11 protein-coding genes and 1 pseudogene are annotated in these 14021 nt (G+C 33.9%); 3 read left to right on the plus strand and 9 right to left on the minus strand.

Annotation, left to right across the window (positions count from 1 at the left end; all coding sequences use genetic code 11):
* Positions 1–54: 54 nt before the first annotated feature.
* Positions 55–498: an ATP-binding cassette domain-containing protein gene (locus DW963_RS07265; RefSeq protein WP_117914669.1), complete on the minus strand. Its 444-nt coding sequence runs from the start codon at positions 496–498 to the stop codon at positions 55–57.
* A 412-nt stretch (positions 499–910) separates the two neighbouring features.
* Between DW963_RS07265 and DW963_RS07275 the strand changes: the two genes are divergently transcribed.
* Positions 911–2686 (plus strand): GGDEF domain-containing protein, encoded by a 1776-nt coding sequence (locus tag DW963_RS07275; RefSeq protein ID WP_117914672.1) that lies wholly within the window; start codon positions 911–913, stop codon positions 2684–2686.
* 12 nt (positions 2687–2698) lie between these two features.
* Here the strand turns inward: DW963_RS07275 and DW963_RS07280 are convergent, their stop codons facing one another.
* The 6 genes from DW963_RS07280 to DW963_RS07305 are packed head-to-tail and all read right to left on the minus strand — an operon-like array spanning position 2699 to position 9401.
* Positions 2699–3439, minus strand: a complete 741-nt coding sequence (locus DW963_RS07280) for a DeoR/GlpR family DNA-binding transcription regulator (protein ID WP_117914674.1) — start codon at positions 3437–3439, stop codon at positions 2699–2701.
* A 1-nt stretch (position 3440) separates the two neighbouring features.
* Positions 3441–4409: an asparaginase gene (locus tag DW963_RS07285; RefSeq protein ID WP_117914676.1), complete on the minus strand. Its 969-nt coding sequence runs from the start codon at positions 4407–4409 to the stop codon at positions 3441–3443.
* A gap of 2 nt (positions 4410–4411) precedes the next feature.
* The gene (locus DW963_RS07290) at positions 4412–5815 is read right to left on the minus strand and encodes an alanine/glycine:cation symporter family protein (RefSeq protein WP_117914678.1); all 1404 of its coding nucleotides are present in this window, start codon (positions 5813–5815) and stop codon (positions 4412–4414) included.
* Between the two features lie 39 nt (positions 5816–5854).
* Positions 5855–7093: a coiled-coil domain-containing protein gene (locus DW963_RS07295; RefSeq protein ID WP_117914680.1), complete on the minus strand. Its 1239-nt coding sequence runs from the start codon at positions 7091–7093 to the stop codon at positions 5855–5857.
* A gap of 41 nt (positions 7094–7134) precedes the next feature.
* A complete protein-coding gene (locus DW963_RS07300; RefSeq protein WP_117914682.1) occupies positions 7135–8187 on the minus strand; it encodes a hypothetical protein in 1053 nt (350 codons plus the stop codon).
* Between the two features lie 56 nt (positions 8188–8243).
* Positions 8244–9401: an FprA family A-type flavoprotein gene (locus tag DW963_RS07305; RefSeq protein ID WP_117914684.1), complete on the minus strand. Its 1158-nt coding sequence runs from the start codon at positions 9399–9401 to the stop codon at positions 8244–8246.
* A gap of 233 nt (positions 9402–9634) precedes the next feature.
* On the opposite strand from DW963_RS07305, the gene fucO reads away from it, so the two are divergent.
* Positions 9635–10783, plus strand: a complete 1149-nt coding sequence (fucO, locus tag DW963_RS07310) for a lactaldehyde reductase (protein ID WP_117914686.1) — start codon at positions 9635–9637, stop codon at positions 10781–10783.
* Positions 10784–10895: 112 nt separating this feature from the next.
* On the opposite strand, the pseudogene DW963_RS07315 reads toward fucO, so the two are convergent.
* A pseudogene (locus tag DW963_RS07315) lies at positions 10896–11266 on the minus strand (acyl-CoA thioesterase).
* A 93-nt stretch (positions 11267–11359) separates the two neighbouring features.
* Positions 11360–12295, minus strand: a complete 936-nt coding sequence (locus DW963_RS07320; RefSeq protein ID WP_117914688.1) for a tyrosine-type recombinase/integrase — start codon at positions 12293–12295, stop codon at positions 11360–11362.
* Between the two features lie 223 nt (positions 12296–12518).
* On the opposite strand from DW963_RS07320, the gene DW963_RS07325 reads away from it, so the two are divergent.
* Positions 12519–13925 (plus strand): hypothetical protein, encoded by a 1407-nt coding sequence (locus DW963_RS07325; RefSeq protein WP_117914689.1) that lies wholly within the window; start codon positions 12519–12521, stop codon positions 13923–13925.
* Positions 13926–14021: the final 96 nt, after the last annotated feature.

A 14021-nucleotide genomic window follows, 5' to 3' on the forward strand; every position in this document is an offset into this window, starting at 1 on the left:
AAGGCTGTCCCTTTAAGGACAACCTTATATGTATAGTGATGATATGTCAATATTTTAAGCAGATTTTTTATCATCTTTCGATGGCTTAATCTGCCCCTGAACGATTTCGATAATTTCATCAGATAAGAAATTAAGCTCGTCTGCGTCGTGGCATGCAATTATAATTAAAGCACCTCTTTCCCTGTGCCTGATGAGTATGTCACGAATCTGCTCTGTACCTGTATCATCAAGTGCATTGATTGGTTCATCAAGGATAATGATATCGGGATTCTCCATGATGGCAGCAGCAATTCCAAGTCTCTGCTTCATACCAAGAGAGAACTTGCGGAATGTTCTTTTATCGTCAGGATCAAGCCCAATCTCGGTAAGAGTCTCGCGTATGCGGTTATCATCAATACGCTTTCGGATAGATGCCAGAGACTTTAGATTCTCAAATGCTGTGTAATTAGAGACAAATGATCGGTTCTCAATTAATATACCGATACTTGGCGGAAACATGGATTCTGACAAAATTTTATTGTGCAAGTTTATTTATGAGTTCCTTTATACCTGCTTCATAATATTTCTTTCTGATAAAGTAGAATGGTGTATATTCAAATGTATCAAATACAAGTTCCTCATGTGAAGTTATGAAAACTATTCTTGTATCTGAAGAAATTGAACAGACACATTGAAGTTCATTATTAAATGCCTCCATTATCTTACTGGCAATTTTTCGTCATCGTCACATAATGCTACTTTGTACTCCATATATACCCCCTGATGTATGTACTAAATGTATTAATAGAATACATTTTTAAAATGTGTTTTTCAAGTAAATATACATATATAAGTTAATATATTTTTCAATAGATAATTCGTTATATTCGTGTTACAATGATAATAATTTATCAGGATGGAGACGTGAACTATGATTATATCAGAGAATCATTTTGGAAAAGAGAATTGTGTTGCGTATTGTGATGTTTTAATTAGAAGAAATTATGAAGTTATTAATGCGGATGAACATTTCTATCATTTTGTAGAAAAACTTGTGGGTATTAATTTTCTTGATATTGTTCATCAGGATAATCTTAAGGATTTTAAGATGGCTTTTGAGACGCTTAAGCCAGGCGAGAATTGTAGAATGCTGATTCTGTTAAGAAATGGTATTGGTGAATATTACTGGACAGATATGGTGATTTCTAATAATGGGAAGATTCTGTCAGGTGAGAATGTAATTGAAGTCAGATGTTATTTTCTTTCAGCAGTTGAGAGCAGGTATCTTATGGCTTTGGACAATGTCAATAAGTACAGGACAATACTATCTACATACAGAAATTATTTATTTGATTACAATTCTTACACGGATATGTTTACAATATATCTGTACCGTGGTAATCAGTGCAATGCACCTATTAAGGTAACTCTGGAACAGTTTAGGGAAAGAATGTTAAGAATATTAAGGTCTGATTCAGAGCGTAAGGAGTTTGCTACATTTTATAATTATTTAAAGAATGGTTCTAATATGTTCAGCTGTATGGTTTACCTGCCGCTTGATGAGCATAACGATGAACTGTACAAATTCAAAGTGAATGGTGACAGCCTGTTTTCAACGAATAAAACATCTGTTGTTGCAGGTTATCTTGAGACTGTTGATGGATGTGTTTCGGATGTTATTCCTTATTATGCAACAAGTGAAGCTGTTGATTCTGCCACTGGACTTCTTAATAAACGTGCATGCATGGAATATACGAAATCAGTAATCGCATCCAAAGATGATAAGATTCATTATATGATTATGTTTGATGTTGATAATTTCAAGAGCATTAATGATACATATGGTCATCTTTTTGGCGATGAAGTATTAAGTAAGATAGCAGGCATTATAAATGCTAACCTTAACGGACGAGGAATTGCTGGAAGATTTGGTGGAGATGAATTCTATATATTTACTAATAATATTAAAGACGAAGAGGATTTGAGGATTCTTCTTACAACTATGCGTAAGGAATTACAATATGCATTTGACAGCAGAATTGAAGATTTTGGAGTTACTCTTTCTGTTGGTGTAAGTCTGTTTCCTAAAGATGGAACGGATTATGAGGAACTTTTCAGAAAAGCTGATAAATGCCTGTACTTTGCAAAAGAAAAAGGACGAAACAGATTTATTATATATAATGAAAGCAAGCATGGTTCACTTGAGAATAATAGCAGGCATATTCATAAAATTCTTGATTTGTCTGATCATTCAGAATATATGTCAGGCGTGGTATCTGACATAATTCTTGAACTTGTATCCAGAGGAAAAGATGCAATTGATGATGTTGCCAATAATATTATAGAGCAGTTTGAGATTGATGGACTGAGAATATATAATGATAATTCCGAGCTTATATATTCTTGTGGTGAATATAAGAGAATGCCGGATATGACGAATATTCTTAATGATAAGGCATTCTTATCTAGATATAATAAGAATAATTCTATGTCAATCGGTATTGTTTCATCTGTGGAGGCATGGCATAAGGAATTATATAATGAGTTATCAGACAGTAATATAATGGCATTCATCAGTACATGGTTTGAATTTAAATATAGAAGATACTATTTCTTCTATGATGTGTTTAATCATAGAAGCCGCTGGAATGATTATGACAGAAACTTTGTTCTTATTATAAGTAAAATCATTGCCAGCGTGCTATAATATTAGATATAATTATACTGTTATTATGTTTGGCAGCTTTGCAAAGCTGCCAATTTTTTTGTCTGTAATAATAGTTGCTTCATTAATACTTCCAAATGTTACTGCACTTGTTTCTCCGAATTTGGAACTGTCTGTAAGAATATATTTGAAATGACAATGTGCAAATGCTGTTTCTTTAACAAGTGCTTCATTAATATCAGGAGTTGTGAACCCTGATTTTTCAGTTATTCCATTAGTTCCAAAGAAACCTTTATTAAAATTCATTCTGTCTATAGTAATAATTGCCTGATTACCGACGACAGCTTCAGTTATTCCTTTAAGTTCTCCGCCAATAAGTATTACTTTAAAGCCTGCAATTGCAAGTTTTCTTGCATGTGTAACAGCATTAGTTACATAAGTTGCGGTTTTCTCTTCAAGATAATCAATAAGATATTCTGTGGTTGTTCCGGCATCAATATATATGAAATCATTAGGTGAAACAAGCTTTGCCGCGTACATGGCAATTTTTTTCTTTTCTTCAGTATTGACTGTAGCTTTCTGAGAAACAGATAATTCCGTAGTTGAGACTCCATTATTCTTCTCTACAGCTCCACCGAATACTTTAGTTAATTTACCCTGTTCATCAAGTGTATTAAGATCACGCCGTATAGTTGATTCTGATGTGTTAAGCAGTTCTTTAAGTTCAGTAACGGTTATACTTCTTTTTTCAGATAAAAGATTAAGAATTATTTCGTGTCTTTGTTCGGTCAGCATATTAATATAACTCCTTTTCTATAAAATCCTTAACATTATCAATATTATTAAAATGTGCTAGAGACCACATAAGCTTCATTGTTAGATTTTCTATAGTCATATCTTTTCCATTAATGACATTTTCTTTTGCAAGATTATGTCCAATCTCATAAACATTAAGATTTATTCCTTCATACAGACATTGTGTTGTTACAACAACACATATATTATTGCTAGTCAGATTGTGAATATAGTCTGTAATATTATCTGGTATACCGCCAAGACCATATCCCTGAATGATAACTCCTTTGCATGATGATTCAATGTAATCAAATATTTTATAATCCATTCCTGGAAATAAATTAATAATCATTATGTCAGTGCACATATCAGTTTCAATATGAAATTTACCACTACATTTAAAGATAGCTATATTTTTATTATAGACTACTTTATTATCATGTATTGTTGCAATTACAGGATAATTAATACTTTCAAATGCATTAAAACTGGTTGTTCTAAGTTTCTTGGCATGTCTTCCAGATATTAATTTGTTATAAAATGCAAGAAATACGCCAGAAATATCTTCGCATGAATAAATAAATGCATGTGCAAGATTATCAATAGCATCTGTACCATCTGCGTCAATTGGTAATTGAGAGCCAGTGAGAATAACAGGTTTGGATAGATTTACAAGCTGGTATGATAATGCTGCAGCAGTATAAGCGCATGTATCAGTTCCATGTGTTATTACAAATCCATCATAATTATCATAGTTATCTTTAATACATTCAGATATTCTGGCAATATAATCTGTGTTCATATTGCTGCTGTCGATATTCATAATGGATATTCCATTAACTGAACATATGTGTCTTATAGCTGGAATATATTCAAGTAAAATATTAACATCAATAGATGGTGTAAGTCCATTGCCATTATCTTTAGATGCAATTGTTCCACCAGTAGCTATGAGCAGTATGTGCTTCATTATTAATTTACCTTCTTCTTGCCTTCATCATTAAAATAATCTTTTACAAGCTGTACAACTGTACCCGAAAGGAGGAACACAGCAATGAGGTTAGGAATTACCATAAGTCCGTTGAATGTCTCTGCAATACTCCACATAAGGCCTAAGTTCATAGTTGCACCTATGACAGCAACTAATGAGTAAATAACCATAAAAGGTTTGATGGATTTAGGACCAAAAAGAAATTCGATACATCTCTGTCCATAAAGTCCCCAGCCAATAACTGTTGAAAATGCAAAACAGCACATTGCTACAGCAGTAAATATTGATACCCATCCACCATAAGTAGATGTAAAACCAGATATAGTAAGTTCTGCTCCGGCAGCCTGACCATATCCTACAGGCACACCACTGCATAATATAACAAGTGCAGTTAATGTACATATTACAATAGTATCCACAAATACTTCAAAAATCCCGAAGAAGCCCTGCTTTACAGGTTTTCTTGTATCTGCACATGCATGTGCAATTGATCCTGTACCAAGACCGGCTTCATTAGAAAAGATACCTCGTGAGACTCCTTTTTTCATACTCATAAAGAAGCTTCCAACTGCTCCACCTGTAACTGATGCAGGAGAAAATGCACCTTCAAATATTGACTTGAATACAGCAGGAACATTTGAAATATTTGCTATTATAACGCCAATAGCAAGAATTATATAAAGTATTGCCATAAATGGAATTAGTTTTTCTGTAACTTTACCTATTCTTTTAATACCGCCAATCATAATAAGCGCAATAAGAATCATAATGATAATTCCAATTATAAGATTAACTATATGTGTTGAATCAGAAGAAATAATACTGTAATTAATTAAAGCTGAATCTATAGCAGTAATAATTGTATTAACCTGTGTTGCATTACCTGTTCCAAATACAGTAAGTACTCCCAGTGCTGAGAAAAGATAAGCAAGCCAGTGCCAATGTTTTTTAAGTCCGTTCTTTATGTAATACATTGGTCCGCCAACAAGTTCGCCTTTATCATTAGTTTCTTTGAAATGTACTGCAAGAACAACTTCAGAGAATTTAGTACACATTCCAAGAATAGCTGATATCCACATCCAGAATACAGCTCCAGGACCGCCTATTGCAATTGCACCGGCTACACCAGCAATGTTGCCAGTTCCAACGGTTGCTGCAAGAGCCGTACAGACTGCCTGGAATGGCGTAAGGGCGCCGTCAGAAGCAATACGCTTCTTAAGCATGCGCCCTATAGTTATCTTCATTGCATAAGGAAATTTCCTTATCTGGATAAATCTGGTTCTTATACTTAATACGATACCGACACCGATTATACATATCATAGCCGGAAGCCCCCAGATAAAGTTATTGATTACGCTGTTTATTGATTCAATTGTTGAAAGCATTAATTAGTCCATCCTGTTATATTTGTTGTATGTAACTGATTATTTCTTTTTTCCACCAAAGAATTTAGAAAATAATCCTTTTTCTTTAACTTCAGAATTCTTAGAACTCTGCTGATTATCTATTGTAGAATCTGTTTCGTCTATATAGTTGAACGTCATACCTGTTAACTGGCTGAATTGCTGTAAAGCAGAATCATATGCAGTTTTGGCTTCATCATAATCTGTTTTATTATAGTCGCTTCGTGTAGCCTCATAATTAAGCTTATAAAAAACTTTAGAAAGCTGGCTGCATATACTACTGCTTTGCGTATATGTATAATTAGCTTTTTCATATTCTGTCTTGGCATTATCATAAACTAACTTTAGTGATTCAGCAGTTCTTCCATTAGCATCTGAATTAGCCTGAGCTTTACTGAGTTTTTCTTCTGCTTCATGAAGTCTGAAGCGTATCTGATTGATATCATCGTTAGTCTGTTTAATTTTCTTGCGCATATTCATTTCATCTGCAAGAGCATCTTCCATAGCTTTTTTCTTAGCTTCTTCATCTTTGATACATTCATCAAGTTCTGCTTTAATCTGTGGCATATTTTCAGCAGCATTATGCTGGGCATCAATTACTTCATCATATCGTGCTTTTGCCTCTTCATATTCCTGCTTGGCATTATTAAGCATAGAAACAGAATTGCTATCAAATTCTTCAAGTTTCTTTATATTGCTTTTAGCACTATCAATATCATTGAGAATCTTTTCTACATTCTTTCTGGCATTCTCATATTCAATGTTAATAGAAGATGTTGTTGATGTTATTCTATTATATTCTTCAAGTATAGAATCAGCTTTAGCCTTGTATTCTTCATATACTTTATATGCATCAGCAGATACCTTGGCAGCTTCATCATAATCAGTCTTAGAACGGTTAACCATAGCACGCTGGGTGTTATAATTCATCTTGATTGATTCAGCATTCTTGACAGCTTTTTCATAGGCATCTTTAAGTTCTGGAACAATTTTTTTCTTTTCTTCGAGATCAGATGCCGCATTATCTGTTGTTGTCTTGGATGTATTGTAAGCAATCTCTGCATTGTTAATATCATACTGAATCGACTTAAGGCTCAGCTGATAGATGTCATTTCCAGAAAGGAAATCGTTCTCAGTAAAGAAAGGCCTTTTGACTACATTAGTCATATCAGTAATATCACATTCAAATATATCAATTCTTCCTTCAGGGTCATTCTTAATCTCACATGAATAATTGGTCTTTTCTGGAATATTATTCATGGTGTATCGTACCTGTATATATGAAAGACCTGATAAACCTTTTAAATTACTAATCCATTCACCAAAAGATATATTTTATAACCGGTTATTGTAAGATTATAAAGAATTAAATCCTTGCAGTAATCCCGGATATCAGGGTTGTTAATTGTGTAATCATTTATTAATGAAACTTTCTTCTGTTCTGTTCTTAAATTGTCAAGAATAGCATCAAAATCATAATTATGAGAATCACGTCCTATGTCAACCTGTGAATTATAGAATTTTTCCTTAGAAGCTTCATCATTAACTGCATCATCATATGCCTTTTTTGCTTCTTCAAGCTGTCTGGCAGCAATGTCATATTCTTCTTTTGCGGATGACTCTGCAGTAACTGCTTCTTCATATGCTGGTTTAAGTCTGTTCTGCACTTCAACAGCACGATCATAAGCCACTTTCTTAGAAGTTTCTGTTGTACGAATCTGCTCATATTCTTTTTTCTTTTCAGCTTCTTCAGCTTCAGCTTTTTCAAGCATTGCTTTTCTTCCTGATATAAGAGCTGAATTACGATCATATTCCTCCTGAAGATCCTGAATAGATGTAACTGTATTAGTATATTTTTCTTGTAATTCTTTAAGCTGAACTTTTGCTTCATCAATTTTATCCTGAGAATTATCAGATGAACCAGCAAACTCATCATATATAGCTTTCTTAGCGTCAAGAGCCTCAGTTACCTGATTGATGCTGTCTTTAAAAGAATCGGCTTTTTTCTTGACTGAATAGAATTTGTCTCCCATCTCGATAGTTCTCTGCTTTGCTGCAGAGTGTATATCTGAAGCATGCTTTGAATTTTCTTTGGCAGTATTAATTTTATCATTAAGTGACAAAAGGGATGCTTCTGCTTTATTCAATTCAATCTTTATAAGATCTACTGACAAAATTAAATCATGAATACCAGAATTATCGGTTGGAGCTGTATTAATATTACTCTCGTAATCACTCTTTGCCTGATTAAGTCTGGTTTTAGTGTCAGCTATATTCTGTTTAAGGACAGATAAATGTGCTTTTGCTTTAGCAACGTCCTGCTCTGCTTTTGTTATAACAGCGAAATTGTTCATAAAAACACCCTCTTTAACAATATTGTTGTTTCATTATAGATAGAAATAGAAAATGTTTATTTTAAAGCATCAGCAAGTTCTTCTAATGCTGGAATATCATTTTCTTTAAGTGCTGATTTAATTGTGACAACAGGTTCAACAATTGTAATATTCTTCATCGTATCAAGTATACTACGCATTGTCTTAGCTGCTGTTGGAGCCCATGAACCATTCTCAATAAGTCCTATAGTTCTATTTTGGAATGCTTTTGACTGAAGATGATGAAGAAAATCCTGCATAATTGGGAATACACCTGCATCATAACTTGCAGCAGCTAAAACCATTCTGTCATATCTGAAAGCATCTTCAACGGCTTCTGCAATATCACATCTGGAAAGGTCAGTAACAACAACCTTTTCAACGCCCTTATCACGAAGTATATCTGCAAATCTATTGGCTGCAACAGCAGTGTTACCGTGAATAGACGCATATGCTATGAATATACCTTTGCTTTCTGGCTGGTAACTGCTCCATGTATTATATAAGTCAAGGTAATATCCAAGGTTATCAGATAATACAGGACCATGTAATGGACATATAGTCTTAATATCAAGTGCTGATGCTTTCTTCAATAAAGTCTGCACTGGTGCACCATACTTGCCAACTATATTAAAGTAATATCTTCTGGCTTCGCATGCCCAGTCTTCATTCTCAGTAAGAGAAAGCGCTCCAAATTTTCCGAATCCATCTGCTGAAAAAAGAATTTTTTCACTGCTTTCATATGTTACCATAACCTCTGGCCAGTGAACCATTGGAGCCATAACGAATGTAAGAGTATGAGAACCGAGATTAAGAGTATCTCCTTCTTTGACTGTGAGGGAATCCTTAATGTTAATATTTTCAAAGAACTGATTAATCATAACAAATGTCTTTGCATTGCCAACAACAGTTATATCAGGAAAAAGTTCAAGAAGTCTTGCAAGGCTTCCAGCATGATCAGGCTCCATATGCTGGACTATTACATAATCAGCTTTCTTTCCATCTAAAGTCTTTAAGAGATTATCTTCCCATTCTTTCATTCCACGTTTATCGACTGTGTCCATGATTGCAATCTTTTCATCAAGTATTACATATGAATTATATGAAACGCCTTCTGGAACAACGTACTGGCTTTCAAATAAATCTATTGTAGTATCGTCAACACCGATGTATTTAACTGATTCTGATATATTCATAATGTCTGTATCTCCTTTTAATGTTAAATTGTTAATTACACTTCTACTAATTAAACAATCATTGTTATAAGTATAACATTTATTCCCAAGAAGATAAAGGGTAATTGTTTATAAGAAATCATAATTTTATTATATTTTTTTAATAAAACACAGCTTGTTATTTTTTTATCACAATGTTAAAATGTATTCAACTTATTAAAAGTGAACAATTTTATAATTATGGAGGCGTTTTTATGGCACAGAGATTTATTTTGAACGGAACTTCTTATCATGGAGCAGGTGCAATCCAGGAGATTGCAACAGAGGTTAAGTCAAGAGGATTCAAGAAAGCATTTGTATGTTCAGATCCTGATCTTGTAAAGTTTGGAGTAACAGCAAAGGTCCTTAAAGTTCTTGATGATAATGGCTTCCCTTATGAATTATATTCGAACATTAAGCCTAATCCAACTATTGAGAATGTACAGACAGGTGTAGAAGCATTTAAGAATGCTGGAACAGATTACTTAATCGCTATTGGTGGAGGTTCTTCAATGGATACAGCCAAGGCAATCGGTATCATAATTAATAATCCTGAATTCGCAGATGTAAGGAGTCTTGAAGGTGTTGCTGATACTAAGAAACCAGCAGTTCCAATTATTGCAGTCCCTACTACAGCAGGTACAGCTGCAGAGGTTACTATCAACTATGTAATTACTGATGCAGAGAAGAATCGCAAGATGGTATGTGTGGATCCACACGATATTCCGGTTGTTGCTGTTGTAGATCCTGACATGATGTCAAGCATGCCTAAGGGACTCACTGCAGCCACGGGTATGGATGCACTTACACATGCAATTGAAGGCTATATTACAGCTGGAGCATGGGAATTATCTGATATGTTCCATCTTAAAGCAATTGAGATTATTGCCAAGAGTTTAAGAGGCGCAGTTGATAACACTCCTGAAGGAAGAGAAGGAATGGCTTTAGGACAGTACATAGCAGGTATGGGCTTTTCTAATGTAGGTCTTGGTATTGTCCATTCTATGGCACATCCTCTTGGAGCACTTTATGATACACCACATGGTGTTGCTAATGCTATTATTCTTCCAACAGGTATGGAATACAATGCACCATGTACAGGTGAAAAATATCGTGATATTGCCAAGGCAATGGGTGTTGAGGGCACAGAAAAGATGACTCAGGATGAATACAGAAAGGCTGCGATAGATGCAGTTAAGAAGCTTGCTGCTGATGTTGGAATTCCTTCTGATCTTAAAGATATTGTTAAGCCGGAGGATATTTCTTTCCTTGCACAGTCTGCATATGATGATGCATGCCGTCCTGGTAACCCAAGAGAAACAAGTGTTGAAGAAATCACAAAGCTTTATGAAAGTCTTATCTAATCATAATATTTATGATAAAGATTCATAAATAATTAATATTTATTAAATTATGAAACCGCGATATAGCGTAATGCTGTACCGCGGTTTTGTTTATCAAATTATTGTTAAAATGTTATTCATTCTCAGACATTTCTATAAATATGACGTTTAATTCCGGAAGTGAACGCTTCAATGAAACCGGACGGCCTGATGCATCAAGGAAACAATGCTCACTTTCACCTGTACATCTGACTTCACCAGTCTTTTCATCAACCACTGAATATTCAAGAGTAATCTTTACTCCGTTATATTTTACAACTTTGACGTTAATAATTACAGTATCATAGTAATGTGTCATTGACTTATATCTGGCATTAACTGATAACACAGGCTTATTATGCCTAACTCTTCCATCTTCTTATATCCAAATCCGTTCTCTTCAAGGATATATGATCTTGCCTCTTCAAACCATCTTATATAATTAGAATGATGTACAATTCCCATCTGATCAGTTTCATAATATTGAACTAAATGTTATATGGTTTATATATCATAATGTCCCTCCGTAATCTGTTATTTTATCAAAATGTATTATAGTTATTCATGTCTGTTATTGTCAATTCCAGAAAGGCTGATATTAATTATATTATAATTGGCAGCTGCATTTATAACATCTGAAGCAATAATACGGTCATATCTGTTCATCCATTTTCCAGTAACTCCTGTATAAGCGGCAACCTCATCTTTAGAAGCACCACCAATCAGCATGTAACTTATTGCTGCATGACGCAGTGTCTGCATTGTGTAATGTCTACGCAGCTTCCTGCTTTTTACTAACTTTTGTGTATAAGAAGCAAGTAATCGTTCAGTGTCACGCATCTTAATTCTGTTCTTTCTATGATTCAGAAAGATAGCACCACTCTGGATATTCTCGGCATCAATGTATCTATCAAGTAATGTCCCAATATCATCAGGAATTATAAGAAATCTGCTTATGTGATTCTTAGGCGGCATACTAAAACACAGATGTCCTTCACTGTCATGACAGATGAATTCTCTATTAAGACTGCATATTTCCTGATTGGTAAGTCCCATCTTAATAACAAGTGAGAATATTAAAAATGCTTTGTTATCATTGTCATCAAATGCCGCACTGAGCAGATTATCAATTTCTCTGGCATCAGGAATTGCATCTTTAGGCAGTATCTTATCCTGTTCGGGAAGAGACATGCTTTCAAAATGGTTTATATAACGCTTTCCGTGGTTAACAGTATATGTCTCTATAAATGTACATACAGATTTCATAACCGACAGACGCATAACGGCAGTATTATAGGAAAGTTTATTAGAGTTAACTTTTTCTATAAGGTTATTGTAATAATTCAAAGCTTCTTTTCTTGTAAGTTTCATTGGGTCATGCCCTGTCAATCTGTCAAAATCTTTTACAATATTCCAATATTCCTTTCTGGTTCTTGAACTTAGATTAGTCTGAAAATATATCCATATTTCGTCTTCAAATTTAACTGAAATCATATGTATTCCTTTCAATAGAGCAGTGTTTTATTGATATTTTACATCATATGACGACATATGTCTAGACCTTAACAAATAAAAACCAACCCTCCACTTTAAAATCAAAATAAAACAAAAATCAAACCAAATAATTAAAAAAAGCTTCAAAATTGAACTCAGTTCACATTTGCTTTTTATGTCGAAAGCCCGTATAATATAATATATTTACATTGAAGGAGTTAATATGGAACAGTATTCTAGGCGATTTATAGAAGAGCTTGCCAAGCATATTAATCCTGCTATTCTCGAATTCTTTAATAAAAAAAAGAATCTAATGAATTTTCCGGCGGATAATGTGGCAGAGCTTATAGATGATACTCTCATGGAATATCTTGAAGGTAAGACAAGCCGTGAGGATTTAATGCCAATTATTAATAAGATTAAGAAGTCGCGTTTACAGAAACGTGCAAGATGGTATAAGGCATATAACAACGATATTGACAATATGAACTTTGATGATCCTAAACACCCTCTCGCAAGTTTTATCTCACTGGCTAGATCTTTAAGACCTGATGAGTATGCTAAACTGTATGGTGATAAGGAACTTAATGACATTATCAAAGATAAGAAGGATGCAGCTAATGAATGGAAGAATGATTCAGGAAGTCTGTTAATTGATTTCCCAGGGCTGTACTCTTTCACTAATAATTCAATATATAATTCCCTGAAGAATGACTTAATAATAAGTGCATGGAAATATATTGAAAGTGAGCTTGCCGGTAATATTGATTCATATCTTAGAATGTATCCGGTTGACCTTGTTGATAAGCCTCTGTTCAGCCCATCATCTTTCACTCTGATGATGGAGACTGCATCGAATAATTTATTAAAAGAGATTATTACCGATGATGAAGGTGATGAACTGTTAGAGGTTACGGTTGATAATGGAAAGCTTACCCCACCGAAGTCAATGGATACTGACGACCTTAAGCTGGTCAATGCATTTATATCGAATATTAATATGCAGGAGTTCTCTAAAGAAAAATCAGTAATTGTCGATCTTAATACGTTGGGTAAAGAAGTCGTAGATTATCATGTAGGTAAGAATGTTCTTAACAAAATAAGTAATTCCTGTCGCAAGCTTGTAGAATATAACTTCTCTTACGAAGCTGAAGGCAGCAAGATTTATTTCAATTTATTTGATAATATTGTTATTAAAGAAGATGCTGAAAGACCATATGCAATAGCACAGTTTGGAGAAATTCTCAGTAATGCTATTATTCAGAAGAAGCTTATCTCTATTACTTCTGCTTCTTATGATGTTCTTGATAATAACCTTTCCAAGATTATATGTTACGCAATAAAACGTGAGCAGATTGCTAATCAGGAAACAAGAGTTAATGAATATAGTTATACATACTTCCAGAAAATTGTAAGATTTAAGCTTAAGAATAAGAAGAAGAACCTGCAGCTTATTCAGGAAAGTCTTCAAGAGTTCGTTGATAACCATATTGCAATCGAGAAATTCGAATTAAAGAACGGCGTATTTATTATAACTTTCCTTCCTTTATCTGATGCAGAGATAGAGGATCTTAATTCTGATAATGCTAAGAATGATAAAGGATTGTTAATTGATGGTCTTAATATGTAATAAAGTCTACATTTTTTATTCTGAAAATCTGATGTAGAATAAAAAGGATAATTGATTAATTTCAATTATCCTTTTTTTATTTGCCATAAATAAGCC

The organism is Eubacterium sp. AM46-8 (assembly GCF_003466705.1).
Classification (GTDB): domain Bacteria; phylum Bacillota; class Clostridia; order Lachnospirales; family Lachnospiraceae; genus Lachnospira.